At 63.1% G+C, this 21,357-nt stretch carries 20 protein-coding genes; 9 read left to right on the forward strand and 11 right to left on the reverse strand.

All coding sequences use genetic code 11. The features are described 5' to 3' along the window. Positions 1 to 18 precede the first annotated feature (18 nt). The gene (locus H040_RS19160; protein WP_027917917.1) at positions 19 to 651 is read left to right on the forward strand and encodes a TetR family transcriptional regulator; all 633 of its coding nucleotides are present in this window, start codon (positions 19 to 21) and stop codon (positions 649 to 651) included. A 95-nt stretch (positions 652 to 746) separates the two neighbouring features. On the opposite strand, the gene H040_RS19165 is transcribed toward H040_RS19160, so the two are convergent. Further along, on the reverse strand, positions 747 to 2,198 hold the full coding sequence (locus tag H040_RS19165) for an MDR family MFS transporter (RefSeq protein WP_027917916.1): 1,452 nt from the start codon (positions 2,196 to 2,198) through the stop codon (positions 747 to 749). 352 nt (positions 2,199 to 2,550) lie between these two features. Between H040_RS19165 and H040_RS19170 the strand changes: the two genes are divergently transcribed. Further along, complete coding sequence (locus H040_RS19170; protein WP_027917915.1) at positions 2,551 to 3,420, forward strand: isocitrate lyase/PEP mutase family protein; 870 nt, start codon at positions 2,551 to 2,553, stop codon at positions 3,418 to 3,420. 19 nt (positions 3,421 to 3,439) lie between these two features. Here H040_RS19170 and H040_RS27510 read toward each other — a convergent pair whose 3' ends face one another. Together H040_RS27510 and H040_RS19175 are read right to left on the reverse strand one after the other, a co-directional pair. Next, a complete protein-coding gene (locus tag H040_RS27510) occupies positions 3,440 to 3,613 on the reverse strand; it encodes a hypothetical protein (RefSeq protein ID WP_177326683.1) in 174 nt (57 codons plus the stop codon). A gap of 47 nt (positions 3,614 to 3,660) precedes the next feature. Next, the gene (locus tag H040_RS19175; protein ID WP_027917914.1) at positions 3,661 to 4,569 is read right to left on the reverse strand and encodes a LysR family transcriptional regulator; all 909 of its coding nucleotides are present in this window, start codon (positions 4,567 to 4,569) and stop codon (positions 3,661 to 3,663) included. A gap of 109 nt (positions 4,570 to 4,678) precedes the next feature. On the opposite strand from H040_RS19175, the gene H040_RS19180 reads away from it, so the two are divergent. Beyond that, positions 4,679 to 5,293 (forward strand): NAD(P)-dependent oxidoreductase, encoded by a 615-nt coding sequence (locus tag H040_RS19180; RefSeq protein WP_027917913.1) that lies wholly within the window; start codon positions 4,679 to 4,681, stop codon positions 5,291 to 5,293. Between the two features lie 43 nt (positions 5,294 to 5,336). Here H040_RS19180 and H040_RS19185 read toward each other — a convergent pair whose 3' ends face one another. Then, positions 5,337 to 6,218 carry a LysR substrate-binding domain-containing protein gene (locus tag H040_RS19185; protein WP_027917912.1) on the reverse strand — a complete coding sequence of 294 codons (882 nt, stop codon included), beginning with the start codon at positions 6,216 to 6,218 and terminating at the stop codon, positions 5,337 to 5,339. 130 nt (positions 6,219 to 6,348) lie between these two features. Between H040_RS19185 and H040_RS19190 the strand changes: the two genes are divergently transcribed. Continuing rightward, positions 6,349 to 7,986, forward strand: coding sequence for a 5-guanidino-2-oxopentanoate decarboxylase (locus H040_RS19190; protein ID WP_027917911.1), 1,638 nt, complete (start codon positions 6,349 to 6,351; stop codon positions 7,984 to 7,986). 2 nt (positions 7,987 to 7,988) lie between these two features. Here H040_RS19190 and H040_RS19195 read toward each other — a convergent pair whose 3' ends face one another. Then, positions 7,989 to 8,909 (reverse strand): AraC family transcriptional regulator, encoded by a 921-nt coding sequence (locus H040_RS19195; RefSeq protein ID WP_027917910.1) that lies wholly within the window; start codon positions 8,907 to 8,909, stop codon positions 7,989 to 7,991. 202 nt (positions 8,910 to 9,111) lie between these two features. Here H040_RS19195 and H040_RS19200 point away from each other — a divergent pair, with 202 nt between their 5' ends. Next, complete coding sequence (locus H040_RS19200) at positions 9,112 to 9,405, forward strand: putative quinol monooxygenase (RefSeq protein WP_027917909.1); 294 nt, start codon at positions 9,112 to 9,114, stop codon at positions 9,403 to 9,405. Positions 9,406 to 9,417: 12 nt separating this feature from the next. After that, positions 9,418 to 9,684: a hypothetical protein gene (locus H040_RS19205; protein WP_027917908.1), complete on the forward strand. Its 267-nt coding sequence runs from the start codon at positions 9,418 to 9,420 to the stop codon at positions 9,682 to 9,684. Here the strand turns inward: H040_RS19205 and H040_RS19210 are convergent, their stop codons facing one another. Further along, on the reverse strand, positions 9,685 to 10,290 hold the full coding sequence (locus tag H040_RS19210; protein WP_027917907.1) for a flavin reductase family protein: 606 nt from the start codon (positions 10,288 to 10,290) through the stop codon (positions 9,685 to 9,687). It abuts the gene before it with no gap. Between the two features lie 101 nt (positions 10,291 to 10,391). After that, positions 10,392 to 10,718 carry a hypothetical protein gene (locus tag H040_RS19215; RefSeq protein WP_027917906.1) on the reverse strand — a complete coding sequence of 109 codons (327 nt, stop codon included), beginning with the start codon at positions 10,716 to 10,718 and terminating at the stop codon, positions 10,392 to 10,394. A 355-nt stretch (positions 10,719 to 11,073) separates the two neighbouring features. On the opposite strand from H040_RS19215, the gene H040_RS19220 reads away from it, so the two are divergent. Then, positions 11,074 to 11,826: a COG4705 family protein gene (locus H040_RS19220; RefSeq protein WP_027917905.1), complete on the forward strand. Its 753-nt coding sequence runs from the start codon at positions 11,074 to 11,076 to the stop codon at positions 11,824 to 11,826. Positions 11,827 to 11,877: 51 nt separating this feature from the next. On the opposite strand, the gene H040_RS19225 is transcribed toward H040_RS19220, so the two are convergent. From H040_RS19225 to bglX, 4 genes are all read right to left on the reverse strand, one after another. After that, entirely contained in the window at positions 11,878 to 13,197 is a 1,320-nt protein-coding gene (locus tag H040_RS19225) for an MFS transporter (protein ID WP_027917904.1), read from the reverse strand. A gap of 267 nt (positions 13,198 to 13,464) precedes the next feature. After that, a complete protein-coding gene (locus H040_RS19230; RefSeq protein WP_027917903.1) occupies positions 13,465 to 14,799 on the reverse strand; it encodes a sigma-54-dependent transcriptional regulator in 1,335 nt (444 codons plus the stop codon). Continuing rightward, complete coding sequence (locus H040_RS19235; protein ID WP_027917902.1) at positions 14,793 to 16,550, reverse strand: ATP-binding protein; 1,758 nt, start codon at positions 16,548 to 16,550, stop codon at positions 14,793 to 14,795. The genes H040_RS19230 and H040_RS19235 overlap by 7 nt, the downstream gene beginning before the upstream one ends. A 126-nt stretch (positions 16,551 to 16,676) precedes the next feature. Next, positions 16,677 to 18,968 carry a beta-glucosidase BglX gene (gene bglX, locus H040_RS19240; protein ID WP_027917901.1) on the reverse strand — a complete coding sequence of 764 codons (2,292 nt, stop codon included), beginning with the start codon at positions 18,966 to 18,968 and terminating at the stop codon, positions 16,677 to 16,679. A gap of 187 nt (positions 18,969 to 19,155) precedes the next feature. Here bglX and H040_RS19245 point away from each other — a divergent pair, with 187 nt between their 5' ends. Together H040_RS19245 and H040_RS19250 are read left to right on the forward strand one after the other, a co-directional pair. Continuing rightward, positions 19,156 to 19,773 carry a TPM domain-containing protein gene (locus tag H040_RS19245; RefSeq protein WP_027917900.1) on the forward strand — a complete coding sequence of 206 codons (618 nt, stop codon included), beginning with the start codon at positions 19,156 to 19,158 and terminating at the stop codon, positions 19,771 to 19,773. Between the two features lie 72 nt (positions 19,774 to 19,845). Beyond that, positions 19,846 to 21,060 carry a class I SAM-dependent methyltransferase gene (locus H040_RS19250; protein WP_027917899.1) on the forward strand — a complete coding sequence of 405 codons (1,215 nt, stop codon included), beginning with the start codon at positions 19,846 to 19,848 and terminating at the stop codon, positions 21,058 to 21,060. Positions 21,061 to 21,357: the final 297 nt, after the last annotated feature.

Below are 21,357 nucleotides of genomic sequence, written 5' to 3' on the forward strand. Positions count from 1 at the left end.
AGATGAGGTTGCACTGCCATGGTCCGTCGAACCAAAGAAGAAGCCCAGGAGACTCGCGCCCAGATCATCGAGGCCGCGGAAAAGGCCTTCTACAAGCGCGGGGTTGCGCGAACCACACTGGCTGACATCGCCGAGCTGGCGGGCGTTACCCGGGGGGCCATCTACTGGCACTTCAGCAACAAGGCGGAACTGGTGCAGGCCCTGCTCGACAGCTTGCATGAAACCCATGACCACCTGGCGCGGGCCAGTGAAAGCGAAGACGAACTGGACCCGCTCGGCTGCATGCGCAAGCTTTTGCTGCAGGTGCTCAACGAGCTGGTGCTGGACGCCCGTACCCGGCGTATCAATGAAATCCTGCATCACAAGTGCGAGTTCACCGATGACATGTGTGAAATTCGCCAGCAGCGCCAAGGTGCGGTGCTGGATTGCCATGTGGGCATCAAGCTGGCCTTCGCCAATGCCGTGCGCCGCGGCCAGCTACCTGCGGATTTGGATATAGACCGAGCGGCCGTGGCTCTGTTCGCCTATGTCGATGGCCTGATCGGGCGCTGGTTGCTGCTGCCGGACAGTTTCGATCTGCGGCGCGATGCTGAAAAATGGGTCGACACAGGGCTGGATATGCTGCGCTTGAGCCCAGCGCTACGCAAATGACACTTTGTTAAGGATTGTGAGGAAGTGTTTTCCTTGTGTATTAAGCGAGCATTAATACCTTTCGGCAATCGAGCTTAGTGGAAGCTCCACAGCTTTCAACGGCCGCGCAGTTGCCGGTCTGGCAATGCCAGGGCCGCCAACAGCCCCAGCAGCGCAATCCCCGCACTGCCCAGCAGCAAGAGGCGGAACGTTTCCAGCAGCCGCATCTGCGTGGCTGGGTCTGCCTCGCCAGCCTTGAGGCTCCCCAACAGCGGGTTGCCCAGCAACTCGAAACCACCCTGTTGCAGCAGCGCCAGCAGCAGGCTGGACATGCATGCCACACCCATGGCCCCACCTAGCGAGCGGAACAGGTTGGTGGTGCTGGTGGCCACGCCGATGTCCTTGCTTTCCACTGCGCTCTGCGTACCCACCAGCGAGGTCGGGAACTGCAGGCCACAGGCGATACCCGTCAGCAGCATGAACACGGCACTGAGCAAACCTGACTGCGGTGGGGTGATGGCCATGGCGAAGATCGCCACGGGCATCAGTACGGCGCCTGCCAGAATCTGTGGTTTGAAGCGCCCGGTGAGGCTGGTCATGCGCCCGCCGGTGAAGGCGCCGATGGGCAGGCCCATGGCCAGCGGCAGCAGGTGCAGCGCGGCGCTGTCGGCACCGGCGCCCGTGATGCCCTGGTAGCGTAGGGGCATCAACATGGTCAGTGAGATCGACTGGAAGCTGGCGAAGAAGATTACCCCCCAGCACAGCACGGCAACCCGGTTGCCAAACAGGCCCATGGGTAGCAGCGGTTCCTGGCAGCGCCGCTCATGGCCGACGAACAAGCTCAGGCCAAGCAATGCGCAGGCGAACAGTGCCAGCACGGCGGCTGAGCGCCACGCATGGCCCTGGCCGACCAGGGTAATGCCCAGCAGCAAACTGCCCAGGCCGAGGATCATCAGTATCGCGCCGAGGTAATCGACCCGGGCCTGGCGACGTTGCACCGGCATGCCGGCCAAGGCGCGGCGGATCGCCCACAGTGCAACCAGGCCCAGCGGCAGGTTGATCCAGAATACCCAACGCCAGGACAGGTACTCGGTCAGCCAGCCGCCGAGCACTGGCCCGGCCACGCTGGCCACGGCGTACATGCTGCTGAAGTAGCCCTGGTAACGGCCACGTTCGCGCGGCGGTACGAAGTCGCCGATGATTGCCTGGCTCACCGACACCATGCCGCCGGCACCGATACCTTGCAGCACGCGCGCCATGACCAGTTGCTGCATGTCCTGGGCCATGGCACAGGCGATCGAGGCCAGGGTGAACAGGCTGATGCCGGTGAGGATCATGCGCCGGCGGCCATACAGGTCGCCAAGCTTGCCGTAGATCGGCACCGCCACGGTCATCGCCACCATGTAGCCGGAAATCACCCAGGCCAGCAGGCCGACGTCGTTGAACTGGGCCGAGATGGCCGGCAGGGAAACCGCGACGATGGTCTGGTCGAGGGCGCCAAGGAAGATCGCCAGCATCAGGGCGGTCAACACGTTGCGCAGGACGGTCGGGGGCAGGGCGGCGGTCACGGGGGGTACCTTGTCTGGGAGGTGACGCGAATAGCGCAATTGTAACCCGAGTTAGGTAGCTTCCTATGTACTATCTGCATCGCCTATGCAAGATCGGCATTGGCGCATTCATTCAGAGCTGCATGGCCGCGTGATATCGTGAGTCTGCCACAGAGGCTGAAAGCCGCGGCCCGCACCAGCTTGGTGCAGCATTTTGCCGCAGGCCTGCACGCCGCTGTCTCCCACACCTTTTATTCCTCTGCCTGCATATCGAGCATGACCGCCCAGATGGCGACGGTTGGAACAGGTCAGGTAGACCCGATTCAGGGGTCGGTAGCACCGTTCAATTTCTACCTATATAAGCGGAGTGATCATGCCCAAGGCTTCCCATCAAGATCTGCGTTTTGCCTTCCGCGAGCTGCTCGCTTCAGGTTCCTGCTATCACACCGCCTCCGTGTTTGACCCGATGTCGGCACGCATCGCTGCCGACCTGGGCTTCGAAGTCGGCATCCTCGGCGGTTCGGTGGCTTCGTTGCAGGTGCTGGCCGCACCCGACTTCGCCCTGATCACCTTGAGTGAGTTCGTCGAGCAGGCCACCCGAATTGGCCGCGTGGCGCAACTGCCGGTACTCGCCGATGCCGACCACGGTTATGGCAACGCACTCAATGTCATGCGCACGGTCATCGAACTGGAGCGCGCCGGCGTGGCTGCACTGACCATCGAGGACACGCTGTTGCCCGCCCAGTTCGGGCGTAAGTCCACCGACCTGATCTCGGTGGAGGAGGGCGTTGGCAAGATCCGCGCGGCCCTGGAAGCGCGCGTCGACTCGTCGCTGTCGATCATCGCCCGGACCAACGCCGGCGTACTCACCACCGAGGAAATCATCGTTCGCACCCAGAGCTACCAGAAGGCCGGTGCCGACGGTATCTGCATGGTCGGGGTGAAGGATTTCGAGCAGCTGGAGCAGATTGCCGAGCACCTGACCGTGCCGCTGATGCTGGTGACCTACGCCAACCCGAACCTGCGTGACGATGAACGCCTCGCTCGGCTGGGCGTGCGTATCGTGGTCGATGGCCATGCCGCCTACTTTGCCGCGATCAAGGCCACCTATGACTGCCTGCGCCTGCAGCGCGGCCAGCAGAACAAGTCCGAGAACCTCAGCGCCACCGAACTCTCGCACACCTATACCCAGCCAGAGGACTACATCCGCTGGGCCAAGGAGTACATGAGCGTCGAGGAGTGATCGGCGCGGCGCCGCTTCACTAACGAACGGCGCTCAAGGTTGCGGTGTGGGGCACGCAGTGTTCCTGCTCGCAACGGTTGGCCGCACTGGGCTGGCTGCGAAGCAGCTCGGCGCGCCAGCAGGCCGAGCCGTACAGCGCCGCGACCGCGGTCAGGGCCATGACCATGGCGACTCTTCTGGACGTAATGCCCATGGTGCTCACCTCCTGTTAATCGCGACAGGTGACACCTCTAAGCATAGTCAATACAGATCGCGGTCCCACTCCGGTTCGTCCTTGAACCGCTGCACGAGAAAATCCAGCATGCTGCGCAAGGTCGCCGGCATATGCTTGCGCGAGGTGTATACCGCGTTCAGGTTCAGCGCCCGTGGCCGCGCCTCAGGCAGCAGGCGCAGCAGGGCGCCACTGCGCAGGGCCGTGGCTGCCTGGTAGGTCGGCAACATGGCGATGCCGGCGCCTGCCAGCGTTGCATTCTGCAGTGTCATGACCTCGTTGGCGCTGATGTTGCCTCGCACCGGCACGGCGATCTGCTGGCCGTCTACCTCGAAATGCCAAAGGCTGTGGCCGAAATAGGCATGGGTCAGGCAGTTGTGCTGGCTCAGTTCCTCGACCCGTTGCGGTGTGCCGTGCTCGCGCAGGTAGGCGGGCGTTGCGCAGATCACCGAGCGGCACACGGTCAGGCGCCTGGCGATCAGGTTCGGGTCCAGATCGTTGCTGGTGCGGATCGCAAGGTCGATGCGCTCATCTACCAGGTTGACCGTGCGATCGAGCATCTGCAGTTCAACGTTCACGCCTGGGTAGCGCCGTACATAATCGGCTACCGCACTCACCAGCTGCGCTTGGCCAAACGACGTACTGACACTGATGCGCAGGGCACCCTTTGGCGCATCTTCCGGTTGCTGCACGGCGGCCTGCAGGTCGCCGGCCAAGTCCAGCAACTGGCGGCAGCGGGGCAGGGTTTCCTGGCCGGCGGCTGTCAGGCTCAGCTTGCGTGTGGTGCGCTGCATCAACCGTGCACCGACCCAGTCCTCCAGTTCAGCCAGGTAACGCGATACTACAGGCCGCGACAGTTGCAGGTGGTCTGCCGCTGCAGACTGGCTGCCCAGGTCGACGACGGTGACGAAAACGCGCATGGCGTTGAGACGGTCCATGATTTGCCCGATTTCAGAAACAAACTATGTCTGAGCATCGCATTTTTTGTCATGGATCGGGCAACTAAGCTGTTGTGCATTCGTTGTTCAACTGCTGGAGAATCTACCCATGAGCAAGATCGCAATCATTGGTGCCACCGGCCGTGCCGGCAGCCAATTGCTGGAAGAAGCCCTGCGCCGCGGGCACAGTGTCGTGGCCATCGCCCGCGACCCCTCGAAGCTTCAGGGGCGCGATGGTGTCACCACCCAAGCGCTGGATGCCAAGGACAGTGCGGCCCTGCAGCAGGCGCTTGCAGGTGTCGACGCGGTATTGAGTGCAGCGCATTTCTCGACCATCGAACCCCACGCCGTCATCGAGCCTGTCAAGCGTGCCGGGGTCAAGCGCCTGCTGGTAGTGGGCGGTGCGGGCAGCCTGCTGCTGCCTTCCGGGCATCGCGTGATCGACAGCCCGGACTTCCCCGAAGCCTACAAGGCTGAGGCCACTGCGGGTGTGCGTTTTCTCGACGTGCTGCGTCAGGAGCCGACGCTGGACTGGACCTTTCTGTCGCCGTCGGCGGAGTTTGTCGAAGGTGAGCGCAGCGGGCACTACACGCTGGGCAAGGACCACCTGCTGATCGGTGCGGATGGCAAAAGCTGGATCACCTTTGCCGACTTTGCCATTGCCATGCTTGATGAACTTGAGAAACCAGCGCATTCGCGGCAGCGTTTCACCGTCGGTTACTGAGCCGCCTGCGCTTTTCTGTAGGAGCGCCCCGGCAAGGCCGCTCCTACCTTCGAGAATTGGCGCGATCTTCAAGCCAATCCAGCAACTCCACCAGCCCCGGCGGCAGGCTCTTGGCCTGGCTCACCAGGTAATACCCTTTGCCGGTTTGCACCTTCAGTGCAAATGGCATGCACAGCCGCCCACCGCGCAAGTCATCAGCGATCAACGCCCAATCACCAATCGCCACCCCGGTTCCCTGGGAGGCCATTGCCATCGCCATGTCCAGGGTTTCGAAATGCTGCTTTGGCCCTTGTGCCTCCAGTACTACGCCTGCTGCTTGAAGCCACAGTCGCCAGTCATGCTCATCCCGTGACGGGTGCAACAGCATATGGCGCGCCAGGTCCTGGAGCTGTTGCAGCGCAACCGGCCCATTCAACAGCGAAGGCGCGCACACCGGCGTCAGCTGCTCGTCGAACAGCTTGCGCACCCGCAGCCCATGGTTGGGCACATCGCCATAGACGACGGCGGCATCGAACCCTTCACGGCGAAAGTCCACCCCATGCTGCACTGTGGTGGTCAGCTCTACTGGCACATCGGGCCGCAGCGCCTGCCACTCCATCAGCCGCGGCAGCAGCCAGCGCATCACGCAGGTCGGTGCCTTGAGCTGCAAGGTGGCGCTGCGCCCGCCCACTTCGCGCACGCCTTGTTCGATAAGGCCGAAGATCTGCTGTACCCGTGGCAGCCAGTCCTGGCCCTCGCGGGTCAGGCTCAGGCCGCGGGCCTGGCGCTGGAACAAGGCGTAGCCCAGGTGCTCTTCGAGCCCGGCGATCTGCCGGCTCACGGCACCCTGCGTGATGTGTAGCTGCTGCGCGGCGCGGGTGAAATTGCAGTGCTGCGCGGTGACCAGAAATGTGTGCAGCGCGGGCAGGGGCGGTAGGCGTTTCATTGTGCTGAGCCATGATTACAGGACATGGCTAGTATGTGTTTTTTTGCATTGTGGCGGTAGCGGTGCCTTGGGTCCAATGGGGGGCAGATTCCAACACGTTTATCTCAAACAAAATCCTAGGTGAAACCCGATGGCAACCTGCGGCGAAGTGCTGGTCAAACTCCTTGAAGGCTATGGCGTGGACCATGTCTTCGGCATTCCCGGCGTACATACCGTGGAGCTCTACCGTGGCCTGGCGGGCTCGTCGATCCGCCACATCACCCCGCGCCACGAGCAGGGCGCCGGGTTCATGGCTGATGGCTACGCGCGTACCCGGGGCAAGCCAGGCGTGTGCTTCATCATCACCGGCCCGGGGATGACCAACATCACCACCGCCATGGGCCAGGCCTATGCCGATTCGATCCCGATGCTGGTGATCTCCAGCGTGCAGTCGCGCGACCAACTGGGTGGTGGCCGCGGCAAGCTGCACGAGCTGCCCAACCAGGCAGCGCTGGTGTCGGGCGTGGCGGCGTTCTCGCAGACGCTGATGAGCGCTGATGACCTGCCACAGGTGCTGGCGCGCGCCTTTGCCGTGTTTGACGGCGCCCGCCCGCGCCCGGTGCATATCGAGATCCCGTTGGATGTGCTGGTCGAGCCTGCCGACCACCTGCTGCCTGGCCGCCCTGTGCGCAGTGCCCGCGCGGGCGCCGCACCCCAGGCAGTGGCCGCCATGGCCGAGCGCCTGGCCAAGGCCCGTCGGCCACTGATGCTGGCCGGTGGTGGTGCGCTGGCTGCGGGGGCGCCGCTGGCGCTGCTGGCCGAGCATTTGCAGGCACCGGTGGCACTGACTATCAATGCCAAAGGCCTGCTCCCGGCCAGCCACCCTTTGCAGATCGGATCGACCCAATCGCTGGTTGCCACCCGTGAGCTGGTAGAAGAGGCCGACGTGGTGCTGGCGATAGGCACCGAACTGGCCGAGACCGACTATGACGTGACCTTCAAGGGTGGCTTCAAGATCCCGGGCAGCTTGCTGCGCATCGACATCGACCCGGACCAGACCGTGCGCAACTATCTGCCGGAGCTGGCGCTGGTGGCCGATGCCGAGCTTGCCGCCCAGGCCGTGCTCGAGGCTTTGCGGCAGCTGCCAACACCGGTGCCTGCCGAGGGTTGGGGCGTTGCCCGCGCGCAGCGTTTGCGCGAGTCGTTGGCGGCGAGTTGGGACCAGCCGACGCTGAGCCAGACCCGCTTGCTGACAGGCATCCTGGAGCGGTTGCCCAATGCCATCCTGGTCGGTGATTCGACGCAGCCGGTGTACACCGGCAACCTGACCCTGGACATGCAGGCGCCACGCCGTTGGTTCAACGCTTCAACCGGTTACGGCACCTTGGGTTATGCGTTGCCCGCAGCGATGGGTGCCTGGTTGGGCTGCGCCGAAAACACCAGCGAGCGAGTACCTGCGGTCTGCCTGATTGGCGATGGTGGCATGCAGTTCACCCTGCCGGAACTGGCCAGCGCGGTTGAGGCCCAGGTGCCGTTGATCGTATTGCTGTGGAATAACCAAGGCTACGAGGAGATCAAGAAGTACATGGTCAACCGGGCCATCGAGCCGGTCGGCGTGGATATTCATACCCCGGACTTCATCGGCGTGGCGCGGGCGTTGGGCGCCGATGCCGAGCATGTGGCCGATGTCGAGCAACTGCAGGCTGCGCTGGGAAGGGCGGTGGAGCGCAAGGGGCCGACGCTGATCCAGGTTGACCAGAACCAGTGGCAGGCAGCAGTCGCGGGCTGATTTCAACCTGCGCTGGCACGCAACCTCGCCACATCCCGAATCGGCGGAGCACCATACAGCCGGCTGTACTCGCGGCTGAACTGCGACGGGCTTTCGTATCCCACCCGATAGCCCGCCACCGCCGCTTCCAGGCCATCGTTGAGCATCAGCCGCCGCGCCTCCTGCAGGCGCAGTTGTTTCTGGTACTGCAGCGGGCTCATGGACGTCACGGCCTTGAAGCGGTGATGCAAGGTCGAGGTGCTGAGGTTGACCTCGCGGGCCAGGTCTTCGATGCGCAGCGGTTGCTGGAAGTTCTGGTTGAGCCAGGTGATGGCCTGGCACACCCGATGGGTCTGGCTATTGGCCAGGGCGATTTCGTACAGGCGATAGCCCTGCGGCCCACGCAGCAGGCGGTACAGAATCTCGCGACGAATCAGCGGCGCCAGCATGCCGATGTCGCGCGGTGAATCCAGCAAGCGGACCAGCCTCAGCAGCGCGTCGAGCAGCTGCGGATCGGTGCGCTCCACATACAGGCCGCGGCCAGAGGGCAGGTTGGGCACCAGCATTGGCCCGCTCTCTGCGATCAGTTGGCTGATTTCGGCGGGGTCGAGGTCCATGCGGATGCCCAGGCTTGGGTTCTGCGGGCTGGCGTCCAGCTTCACGCCACTCAGTGGCAAGGTCACCGATACCACCATGTAGTGCAACGGGTCGTACGCGTATTGCTCGTCGCCGAGGAAGAGGCTTTTGCTGCCTTGCGCCAAGATGCACAAAGCAGGTTGGGCCAGGGTCGGTACCGAACGAACGTTCTCGGTGTAGCGCACCAGATACAGGTCGTCGATGGCCGAGGCTGGGCCATAAGGCTCGCCGGCGTGCTTGCGAATCAGCTCGGCCAGTTCCTGGCGTTGCACTTCCAGAGTCGGGTCGATGGACGGGGCGGTGGTCATGATGGCTTTCCTCTGCTGACCGACGCAGCATAGGTTTGGGCAATGGCGGGCGCTAGTCGAAAGCTGCACGTCGATTGCCTGATCCTGCACCGCTGCAGGATCAGGCAATCGGTGAGCAGTAATGGCCTAACGCGCCTCGCGCGCCGGCCCCTAACCTTGGCAGCCTGGTTTTTCCGCCCGCCTGCTTCAAGGAGATCGTGCTATGACCCTACGACAACCGGTCACCCATCTGGCATTCATCCGTGCCAGCAGCGGTCGTTCCGCAGAGCTCGGCGCCCGCCTGCGCGACCTGCTGGAGCCGTCCTTGCGCTCCCCGGGCTGCCTCAGCTTCACCGTGCAGCGCTCCCAGGCCGACGCTGACCTGTGGCTGCTTAGCGGCAGCTGGCAGGATCAGCAGGCAATGAGTGGCTACTTTGCTTCGCCCACGCTCGATGTGTTCGGCGAGCTGGTCCAGGCGCAGGTCGTCAGCAGCCTCGACTTGCATACCTTCGATTGAAACACGGTTAGAATGCCGCCCCTCGATCAACAGGCGGATGGCAACATGGCACGTAGAGTATTCCCGCATTTCGAAGCGGTTTCGGCGATGGTCCCGGTGGAAGGCGGTGGCTATAACGCCGCCATCGCGGTCAAGGCCCTGGGCATGGGCGGTGCACCGCGCTTTCACAAGGTACTCGACGAGCAGGTGTTCAAAAGCGCCATGGCGGCCGACGAGGCCGCGTGCGCCGAGCTCGCTCGCCTGCAGGGCGTGGGCGAGGAAGGCGAACTGATCTGGTGATCAGGCCTGTGGGCGAGCCATCTTGAACAGGTTGCCCAACTCGAAGTAATCCGCCGGGCCACCGCCACGCAAGATCGGTTCGGCGGCAGCGGTATCGTAGATACCGTTCTTGAGCAGGTGCTCGGCAATGTGCACCGCCACCACTTCACCCAGAATCAGCCAGCTCGGTACCAATGCCTGGTCGGCGCGCTTGAGCTGGACGATCTGGCTCACCTTGCACTCGAAAGCTACCGGCGTTTCGCCCACGCGTGGCACCTTGACGATAGACGATGGCACCGCAGTCAGGCCGCTCAGTTCGAACTCGTTGACATCGGCGGCAACGGCCGCGCAGCTCTGGTTCATCTGCTCGGCCAGCGGGCGGGTAGCCAGGTTCCAGACGAATTCGCCGGTCTGCTCGATGTTGTTCAGGCTGTCTTTGCGCCCGACGCTGCAGAAACCGATGATCGGTGGAATGTAATTGAAGGCGTTGAAGAAGCTGTACGGCGCGAGGTTAAGCTGGCCGTCCTGGCTCTGCGAGGAGATCCAGCCGATCGGGCGAGGGCCGACGATTGCGTTGAACGGGTCGTGGGGCAGGCCGTGGCCTTTGGCGGGTTCGTAGTAGTACATCTGCCAGTATCCTGGGAACGAAGTGCCTAGTGTGCCAAGCCTTTGTCCGCCTGGGAATGATCAAGCCCGGCCAAGGCCGGGCTGGTAGCACGCAACAGGGATCAGCTGATGCGGTGGGCGTTGGTGCGGTCGAAGCCATCTTCGGCGAAGCGTTGTGCGCCAGTGTGGTCGAAGCCATCTTCGGCGAAGCGTTGGCCGCCAGTGCGGTCGAAGCCGTCTTCGGCGAAGCGTTGGGCGCCAGTGTGGTCGAAACCGTCTTCAGCGAAGCGTTGTGCGCCAGTGTGATCGAAACCGTCTTCGGCATAGCTGGCCGATTGAGCCTGGGCGGCGGTGAAGGTGTGGGCGTTGGTACGGTCGAAACCATCTTCGGCGAATGCGCCAGCGGCAAAAACCGACAGGGCCAGGGTGAGGATCAGTTTGCTTTTCATGGTCGTTGCTCCTTTGGGTGCGAGAGGTTGTTTGTTTCTATGGGTGTAATGCTACGCCGATTAATTTGATTGAAAGGCGCAAAAAATAGCGTCTAAAAATCGAATTAATAGATGTGTGTGGCCGCAAGCGATGTCAATAAAAGGCTGCGTATGCCTTATTTGATGGGGTTCAAAATCCAGGGCGAGTGCAATGCTTCGCCAGCCATTGCAGATTGAAGGGGGGTGATTAATCGGAGGTTAAGAACTAAAAACCTTAATTTGTAACAGCGTATGAACGCTTTTTTCATATATCGCCAACCGATTTTTCAGGCCCCGCTCAGCACCATCGCCACACCTATTTCCGGAGCGGCGAACAATGAACAAACTTCCGCAAATCACCTTGGCCTTCTGGGTCATGAAGATCTGCGCCACCACCCTTGGCGAAACCGCCGGTGATCTGCTGTCGATGACCCTCAACGTTGGCTATGCGGTCAGCTCGCTGCTGCTGATCAGCGTGTTCCTGGTGACCTTGTTCGGTCAGCTGTATTCACGGCGCTATCACCCGATGCTGTACTGGCTGGTGATCCTCTCGACCAGCACGGCCGGCACCACCATGTCCGACTTCATGGACCGCACCCTGGGGTTGGGTTATGCCTCGGGCTCTGCAATCCTCATTGGTATCCTGTTGCTGACCTTCCTGGTCTGGCGCCTGAGTGGCAACCCGCTCGACGTCACCCGCATCAAGAACCGCACCGGTGAAATCTTCTACTGGGTGGCCATCCTGTTCTCCAACACCCTGGGTACCGCGTTGGGTGACTACCTGGCGGATGACTCGGGCCTGGGCTTTGCCGGTGGTGCATTGCTGGTCGGCAGCGCCATCGCCCTGGTGGTGCTGGCGCGCTACTGGACGCGCATCCCGGGTGTGGTGCTGTTCTGGGTAGCCTTCGTGCTGACCCGCCCGTTTGGCGCCACCCTTGGCGACGTCCTGACCAAACCGCACGAGAAGGGTGGCCTGGACTTCGGCACCATCGGCTCTTCCGCTGTGCTGGGTAGCGTACTGCTGGTGCTGGTGCTGATGGCGAGCTGGTACCAGCGCCGTGAGCCGCGTCAGGTAATGGAGATGTCCTGAAGCAAAAAGGGCGCCCTTGAACGGGCGCCCTTTTTCAATGCGGTATCACAATCAGTCCGTTGTAATCCGCGAATGTTGCTTGGTGTCTTTCATGGTCGCATACACCAGCAGCGAGCAGGCGATGCACGCCGTGACGTACCAGTAGAAGCCGCTTTCCATGCCGGCGCTCTTGAACCACAGGGCCACGTACTCGGCGGTGCCGCCGAAGATCGACACGGTCAGTGCGTACGGCAGGCCGACGCCCAGGGCGCGGATTTCGGTAGGGAACAGCTCGGCCTTCACCACGGCGTTGATCGAGGTATAGCCGCTGACGATGATCAGCGCCGCCATGATCAGGAAGAACGCGCCCCACCAGGTCTGGATGGTATGCAGGGTGCTGAGGATCGGCACGGTAAACAGGGTGCCGAGCACGCCGAAAGCGATCAGGATCGGGCGACGGCCGATCTTGTCGGACAGGCCACCAATCACTGGCTGCAGGCACATGAACAGGAACAGCGTGGCCGCCGAGATGGTGGTCGAGTCGCTGATGCTCATACCCACGGTATTGACCAGGTACTTCTGCATGTAGGTGGTGTAGGTGTAGAAGGCCAGGGTGCCGCCCATGGTCAGGCCAACCACGGTCATCAGTTCCTTGGGGTGGCGCATGAGGGTGCGCATCAGGCTTTCCTTGGCCTTTTCCTTCTTGGTGAAGGAGGCGGTTTCTTCCATGCCACGGCGCAGGTACAGGGCGACTACCGCGCACAGCGCGCCAATCACGAAGGGTACGCGCCAGCCCCAGGCATACAGCTGCTCGGTGGTCAGGGTCTGCTGCAGGATGATCAGTACTGCCAGGGCGATGAGCTGGCCGGAAATCAGTGTCACGTACTGGAAGCTGGAGAAGAAACCACGGCGGTCCTTGCTGGCCATCTCGCTCAGGTAGGTGGCCGAGGTGCCGTACTCGCCGCCCACAGACAAACCCTGCATCAGGCGTGCAATGACCAGCAGGACCGGCGCCGCGACGCCGATGGTTTCATAGCCCGGAGTCAGGGCGATCACCAGGGAGCCGGCGCACATCAGCAGCACCGAAGCCATCAGTGCGGCCTTGCGGCCCTTGCGGTCGGCGTACAGGCCCATCAGCCAGCCACCGATCGGGCGCATCAGGAAGCCCACGGCGAAGATCGCGGCGGTGTTGAGCAGTTGTGCAGTGGAGTCGCCGGCGGGGAAGAATGCCTTGGCGAAGTACAGCGAGAATGCGGCGTAGACGTACCAGTCGTACCATTCGACCATGTTGCCGATGGAGCCACTGAAGATCGACTTGAGGCGGCTGGCGGTGGTTTTTTCAGCGGCGGGCGCGGCGGCCGCCCCGGCTGGCAGGGAGGTGGCGTTATCCATCAGGGATACCTTCTCGTTGTTTTTGTGGAGCGCGCCTAAGCGCAGCTTGCCAAGGCAATTGCAGAAGGTGTGCCAAATGGGTGCATGGAGATCCAAATGGGGGCGCTTCGAGGGCGGACGGCCCTCCAGATGCCGCGTCCTACCTGAGCCGGTAGAATTCTTTGCGGGCGTGGGCCTGCCCGTGAAGGGCTGCAAATCCAACCCCGCGACCAGATAGAAATAAGCGGATATCCGCCTATTGAAATCAGTTAATAAGCGGATTTCCGCCTACTGTCGCGAGACAAAGTCCTCACGTACCAAGCCATGCCGCTGCATCTTTTCGTTCAACGTGCGCCGAGGCAACTGCAAGGCTTCCATCACTGCTTTGATCTCCCCGCCATGCTGACGCAACGCCGCCCGCAAGCACTGGGCCTCGAAGGCCTCCATCTGCTCGACCAGCGATTGCTCCGGTGGGACCGTCTCGATGTCCGGCGAGCCCAGCCCCAACGCATGCCGTTCCGCCGCATTGGCCAGCTCCCGCACATTGCCCGGCCAGTCATGCGACAGCAACTGCGCCAGTTGCGCGCCGGCCAGCGGTGGCGCCGCGCGCCCCAGCCTGGAGGCGGCTGCACGGGCGAAATGCTCGAACAGCAGCGGGATGTCTTCCCGCCGGTCACGCAACGGCGCCAGGCGCAGTTCCGCCACGTTCAGGCGATAGGCCAGGTCCTCGCGAAACCGCCCGGCGCGGGCCTCTTCGAGCAGGTCAGGCTTGGTTGCGGCAATGATTCGCAGGTCGACGCTGATGCTCTGGTTGGCCCCCAGCCGCTCCAGCTTCTGCTCCTGGATTACCCGCAGCAGCTTGGCCTGCTGGGCCAATGGCATGCTCTCGATTTCGTCGAGGAATACCGTACCGCCATTGGCATACTCCAGTTTGCCGATGCGTTTGCCCTGGGCGCCGGTGAATGCACCGCTTTCGTGACCAAACAGTTCGGCTTCGAACAGCGATTCGGGGATGGCCGCGCAGTTGAGTGCAACGAAGGGTTTGTCGGCACGTGGGCCGAAGTCGTGCAGGCAACGCGCCACGCGCTCCTTGCCGCTGCCGGTTTCGCCGCGTATCAGCACATTGACCGGCAGGCTGGCCAGATCCAGCACTTGCCGGCGTAGCTGCTGCAAGCCTTGCGACATGCCCAGCAGGGTCATTTCCAGGCGCGACTTGAGGTCGGCCTGCTCATGCAGGCGACGGTTCTCCAGAACCAGCTGGCGTTTTTCCAGGGCGCGGCGCAGGCTGCCCAGCAGGTGCTGGGGGGTAAAGGGCTTTTCGAGAAAATCGTAGGCGCCGTTGCGCATCGCTTCGACCGCCATCGGCACATCGCCATGGCCGGTCAGCAGGATCACCGGCAGGTCCGGGTCATCCGCCTGCAGGCGTTCGAGCAGTTGCAGGCCACCCATGCCCGGCATGCGGACGTCGCTGATGATCACCCCGGCAAAGTGCGCGGGCAGGTGGGCCAGGCAGTCTTCTGCGCGGGCGAACAGCTGCACGCTGAAGCCAGACAGGCTCAGCCATTGCTCGACCGCAGTGCGGATGCTGGCTTCATCATCGACGACGATCACCGAATTCAACATACAGGCTCCAGGTCACGGGGCAGTGTCAGGCTCAACCGGGCGCCGCCCGGCAGGTTCTCGGCGTGCAACTGGCCGCCGGCTTCGACGATGATGCCATAGGAAATTGCCAGGCCCAGGCCCAGGCCTTCACCCACCGGCTTGGTGGTGAAGAACGGGTCGAATACTCTCGCCAGGTCCGCTTCAGCAATGCCGCCGCCGGAATCCAGCACGCTCAGGCGCCATTGCTCGTGGTCCGGTTCGATACGGACTTCCAGGCGCTTGTAACGTTTGTCGGCCATGGCATCGAGCGCGTTGCGCAGCAGATTGATCAATACCTGTTCGAGGCGGATTGCATCGCCCCGGACCCAGGCCGGGCGTGCCAGGTAAAGGGCTACCTCGACTTCCTCACTGCGAATGCGGGTGTCCAGCAGGTGCAGGGCCTGGTCCACCACGTTGGCCAGGTCGAGGCGTTCGCGCAGGCCTACCGGGCTGTTGCGGGCAAAGGTCTTGAGGTGGCTGGTCAGCGCGGCCATGCGCGTGAGCATCTGTTCAAGCGGTTCAAGGGCCCTGCGCGCATCGTCGTAGCGGCCGTGGTCGAGCAGCAGCCGGAGGGTCTCCAGCTGCATGCGCTGGGTGGTCAGCGGCTGGTTGATTTCGTGGGCCAAGGCTGCGGACATTTGCCCCAGCGCGGCCAATTTGGCTGACTGCACCAGGCCTTCCTGGGCGGTGCGCAGCTCGCGGGTGCGTTCTTCGACCTGGCGCTTGAGCGCTTCGCGGCTACGCTGGCGCAGGCGGGCCAGGCGCAGGCGCTGGCTGACGAACAGCGCGGCGAACACCAGGCTCAGCCACACGGCGGCCGCGCCCAGGGCAGCATTGCGGCCAGCGGCTTCGACCTGTGGTGTGCGCAGCAGGTGCAAGGTCCAGTTCTCACCTTCCAGCGGCAGGCTTTCCCAGAGGTATTCGGCGGAGCCATCGGGGCCCTGCACGCGGCTCAAGTGGCTGTTGTCGGCGAAGCGGGTCAGCACCTGATGCTGAAGCGGCACCAATGGCTGCTTGTCGTACTGGCGGGTTTCGCCGAGCTCGGCGCGATCAGCGCCGCTCAGCGGTTTGAGTTCGCGGTATCGCCAGCCATCCTGGTTGGCGATGAAGGTAATGCCGCGGGCGTCACTGACCAGCAGGATGTCGCTGCCCTGGCGCCATTCGCGCTCGAGTTCCGGGAACTCCAGCTTGACCACCATGGCGCCGAGGAAACGCCCCTGTTCGTCGCTGACTGCACTGGACAGGAAGTAGCCCGGCACGCCACTGGTCACGCCCACCGCGTAGAAGCGGCCGCTGCCCTGGCTGCGGGTCTGTTTGAAGTAGGGGCGAAAGCCGTAGTTGGAGCCCACATAAGTGGTCGGCAGGCGCCAGTTGCTGGCGGCCACGGCCAGCCCGGTGCGGTCGAGCAGCTCCAGGGTGGAAGAGTTGGCGGCACCATTGATGCGTTCGAGTTTGAGGTTGAGCGCCTGCTGCACCTGCTCGCTGACAGGCCCGCGCAGGGCCTCGATCAGCTCTGGGTCCAGCGCCAGCACAGCGGGCAGGGCGCGGTAGCGGTCGATCAGGGTGTGCAAGGCGTTGGCGTACAGCACAAGCTGCTGGCTGGCGCGGCGGGCGTCGTCTTCCATTGCCTGGCGTTTGGCCTGCTGCATGGCCCAGCCAGCGCTGAGGGCGGTGCCAAGCACGATCAGCAGGGTGAACAGCCCCAGACGCAGGGCGCGAAAGGAAAAGGGCATGGGGCGGATCCAGCTAAAGGGATATCGGGTCTGGACCATTGACGGGCAAGCCCGCTCCCACAAGTGGTGTGCAATACCTGTGGGAGCGGGCTTGCCCGCGAAAGGGCCAGTGCAGGCAACAAACCGCTAGAGCAGTTCGAAGCTCTGCTGTTGCACCGCCTCGGAATCCAGCCCGATCTGGACATTGAACTCGCCAGGCTCGGCCACCCGCTGCAACTGACCATTGTAGAACGTCAGGTCGTCCTCGCTGATGCGGAAGGTCAGGGTCCGCGACTCACCAGCCTTGAGCATCAGTTTCTGGAAGTTCTTCAGCGCCTTGACCGGGCGGCTCATCGACGCCGACACATCCTGCAGGTAGAGCTGCACCACAGTCTCGCCCTCAAGCTTGCCAGTGTTCTTCACCGTCACCTTGGCTTCCAGGGTGTCGCCACGCTTGAGGTTCTTGTTCGACAGGGTCAGGCCCGACAGCTCGAAGCTGCTGTAGCTCAGGCCATAGCCGAACGGGTACAGCGGGCCGTTGGGCTCTTCGAAGTACTGTGAGGTGTAGTTACCCGGCTTGCCTGGGGTGAACGGCCGGCCGATGCGCGTATGGTTGTAGTACATCGGGATCTGCCCGACCGAACGCGGGAAGGTGATGGCCAGCTTGCCCGACGGGTTGTAGTCGCCGAACAGCACGTCGGCAATCGCGTTGCCGCCTTCGGTGCCGGAGAACCAGGTTTCGAGGATGGCATCTGCCTGGTCACGCTCCCAGCTGATCGACAGCGGGCGGCCGTTCATCAGGACCAGCACCAGCGGCTTGCCGGTGGCCTTCAGGGCCTTGATCAGCTCGCGCTGGCTGGCCGGGATTTCCAGGGTGGTGCGGCTCGACGACTCGTGGGACATGCCACGCGACTCACCGACCACGGCCACCACCACATCGGACTGCTTGGCAGCCTTGACCGCCTCATCGATCAACAACGCCGCAGGGCGGGGGTCATCGACGATTTCCGGGGCATCGAAGTTGAGGAAGTTCAGGTAGTCGAGGATCGCCTTGTCGCCAGTGACATTGGAGCCTTTGGCATACACCAGCTTGGCCTTGCCCTCGACAGCGCGGCGCAGGCCTTCGCGCACGGTTACCGAGTGCATCGGCTTACCGTCGGCGGCCCAGCTGCCCATCATGTCGATCGGGGCATCCGCCAATGGGCCGACCAGGGCAATGGTGCCGGCTTTTTTCAGCGGCAGGGTCTGGTTGCGGTTTTCCAACAGCACCAGGCTGCGGCGCGCCACGTCACGGGCGGCGTCGCGGTGCAGGCGGTTGTCGGCGTAGTAGTCTTTCAGGTCGGTTTCGGCCTTGCCGATGCGCACGTACGGGTCCTTGAACAGGCCCATGTCGTACTTGGCGCCGAGTACCTCGCGTACTGCCTGGTTCAGCTCGTGCTCGGTCACTTCGCCGGACTTCAGCAACCCTGGCAGCTCTTCACCGTACAGGGTGTCGTTCATGCTCATGTCGATGCCGGCCTTGATCGCCAGCTTGGCGGCTTCGCGGCCGTCGCGGGCAACACCGTGGCGGATCAGCTCCTGGATGGCGCCGTGGTCGCTGATGGTCACGCCCTTGAAGCCCCACTCCTTGCGCAGCAGGTCGTTCATCAGCCAGGTGTTGGAGGTGGCTGGCACGCCGTTGATCGAGTTGAGCGCCACCATCACCCCGCCAGCACCGGCGTCGAGCGCGGCGCGGTAAGGCGGCAGGTAATCGTTGTACATTTTCGGCAGGCTCATATCGACTGTGTTGTAGTCGCGCCCGCCTTCCACCGCGCCATACAGGGCGAAGTGCTTGACGATGGCCATGATGCTGTCGGGGTTGGCCGGGCTGCTGCCCTGGAACGAGCGGACCATGACCTGGCCAATCTTCGAGGTCAGGTAGGTGTCTTCGCCGAAGCCTTCACTGGTGCGGCCCCAGCGTGGGTCGCGGGCGATGTCGACCATCGGCGCGAAGGTCATGTCCAGCGCGTCTGCCGAGGCTTCGATGGCCGAGGTGCGGCCGACCTTGGCGATGGCGTCCATGTCCCAGCTGGCGGCCAGGCCCAGGCCGATCGGGAAGATGGTGCGTTCGCCGTGGATGGTGTCGTAGGCAAAGAACATCGGGATCTTCAGGCGGCTGCGCATGGCGGCATCCTGCATTGGCCGGTTCTCGGGGGCGGTGCGCGAGTTGAATGTGCCGCCAATGCGCCCGGCGGCGATTTCTTCGCGGATCTTGTCGCGGGGCATTTCCGGACCGATGCTGATCAGGCGCAGTTGGCCGATCTTTTCGGCTTCGGTCATCTGGCTGATCAGATGGTCGATGAAAGCCTGCTTGTCCTGCAGGGGCGGTGCGGTAGGGGCGGCAAGGGCCGCCTGACTGGCAAGGCCCATGGCCAGGCCCAGCAAAGACAGTTTCATCATCAATTCCATTGTCGAGGCGTGTGCCGTATTCACAGTGATACGCGCGTGGCCGAAGTTTTCAGGCGGCTATTGTTGTACGATTCGCCGGTAATTCATCCAGCGGCGGATTATGCCTGAATATGTCGGCCGCGGAGGAAGACCCGTATGCCGGGAAAACAACTATAAAAACGCTGACGAGACCGAAGGCATGACTCCCCTCGACGAATACCAACGCCGCCAGGTGGCCGAGGCCATCGCTCGCGTGGAACGGCGCACCGATGCGCAGCTGGTGACCGTGCTGGCGCGCCGCGCCGATGACTACGCTTACCTGCCACTGTTCTGGGCCGCCATACTGGCGCTGGCCGCGCCTGGCCTGCTGCAGTGGTTGCTGGGGTGGCCAGGAGTGCGTGGGCTGCTGATTGCCAACGTATTGCTGTTCATCGGCCTGTGCCTGTTGCTTCGCAGCCCGCGCGTGGCCGCCTGGCTGATCCCGAGCGCCTTGCGCCGCTGGCGTGCTTCGAGCCTGGCGCGTCAGCAGTTTCGCGAACAGAACCTGCAGGGCACGGAGGGTGCCACCGGCGTGCTGATCTTTGTCGCCGAGGCTGAGCGGCATGTGGAAATCCTTGTCGACCAAGGCATCGATCAGCATTTCGATGCCAAGGCACGCGCCGTAATGGTTGCGCGTTTCACCGAACAGGTCCGTCAAGGGCGGACCTTGCAGGGCTTCGTCGATTGCATAGAGGCGTGCGGCGAGCTGCTAGGCGAGCACGTGCCTCGCACCCATGCTCGCAACGAACTGCCCAACCGTCTGGTGATTCTCGACTGAACCAGCTGTTGCAGGGTGTAGAATGCGCGGCATTGCGCAACGCGCCCCCTGCTTCCGAGGCACCTGTTTTCCATGTCCGCCAGTACTTCCGCTTCCCCTGCGCCGGATGCGCGCGCCCAGTTTCTCGACCTGCTGGGTGCTGCCCTGCACGGCAACACCTTGGTCAAGCTGGTGCTGGCGCGCCATGTTGGTGCCGACCAGACCTTGCAGCGCATCATCGCCAAGCCGCTGCTGGTGAAGGGGCAGGCCCAGCTGTCGCTGGTCTACCGCCACCAGACCCGCGACATCACTCGCAACCTGCCGCTGGACCAGGCCCAGGCGCTGGTGGCCGAGCTGCTGCCGGAGAGCTTCCGCAATGCCCACCTGTTCGACGCCGAAGGCGAAGTGCAGCTGACCTTCAGCAAGAAGGGCAAGCCGATGCTCCAGCGCCACGGCGCGCAGGCGCCACGCGAGGCGGTTGCCAATACCGGCCATGACCGCGAGAAAAAACGCTACCTGGAGCTGACGCGGCCGTTCCTGCGTGACCTGGGGGTGACCGATGCCCAGGGTGCGCTGATCCCGTCGATGTCGCGCAAGTGGAAGCAGATCAACAAATTCATCGAAGTCTTCGATCACGCCCTGGCCAATGCCCCGGTGCCAGCGGAGCAACCGCTGCGTGTGGCCGACTTTGGTTCCGGCAAGGGCTATCTGACGTTTGCCATGCACGACTACCTGCGCAACACCCTGGCCCGCGAGGCACAGGTGACCGGGGTTGAGCTGCGCCAGGACATGGTCGACCTGTGCAACGCCGCCGCTCAGCGCCTGGAGCATTCCGGCCTGGAATTCCAGTGCGGCGATGTGCGCAGCGTGGTACCCGAGGCCATCGAGGTGATGATCGCCCTGCATGCCTGCGACATCGCCACCGACTACGCCATCCACACCGGCATCCGCTGCAGCGCAGCGATCATCATGTGCTCACCGTGTTGCCACAAACAGATCCGCCCGCAATTGCACAGCCCAGGGCTGCTGCAGCCGATGCTGCAGTACGGGCTGCACCTGGGGCAGCAGGCCGAGATGCTTACCGACAGCCTGCGCGCGCTGTATCTGGAAGCCTGTGGGTATGAGACCAAGGTGTTCGAGTTCATCTCCCTGGAGCACACCAACAAGAACAAGATGATTCTTGCGGTGAAGCGCCGGCAGGTGGGAGATAACGCGGCATTGCTGGAGAAGATCGGGCAGCTCAAGGCGTTTTACGGAGTGCAGGAGCATTGCCTGGAGACGTTGTTGCGGGCGGACAAGCTGATCTGATTGCAGCAAGATGAGATGCATTGGAGCACCTGTCCTGTATTCCTGTCCCCCGACTTGGCGGGGCTGACTGACGTAGCTGAAATCATCGGTGTTTCACGGCAAAACATGCGCACGTTGATGCTTTCGCATATGTACAGTTTGCCGAGACCAAACCATGAGAGCAGTACATCGCGTTCGCATCTTTCGTTCTGATGTGGCTGCAGGTGCGGGGGCGTTACGCTATTGGTCAGGACATTGTAGAACTGGCCCGGGTTGCAATGAGTCAATGTGTCCCGCGCGCATCAGCGCATTTTGGGT

Origin of the sequence: Pseudomonas sp. URMO17WK12:I7 (genome assembly GCF_003269045.1) — a bacterium.
Lineage (GTDB): Bacteria > Pseudomonadota > Gammaproteobacteria > Pseudomonadales > Pseudomonadaceae > Aquipseudomonas > Aquipseudomonas putida_J.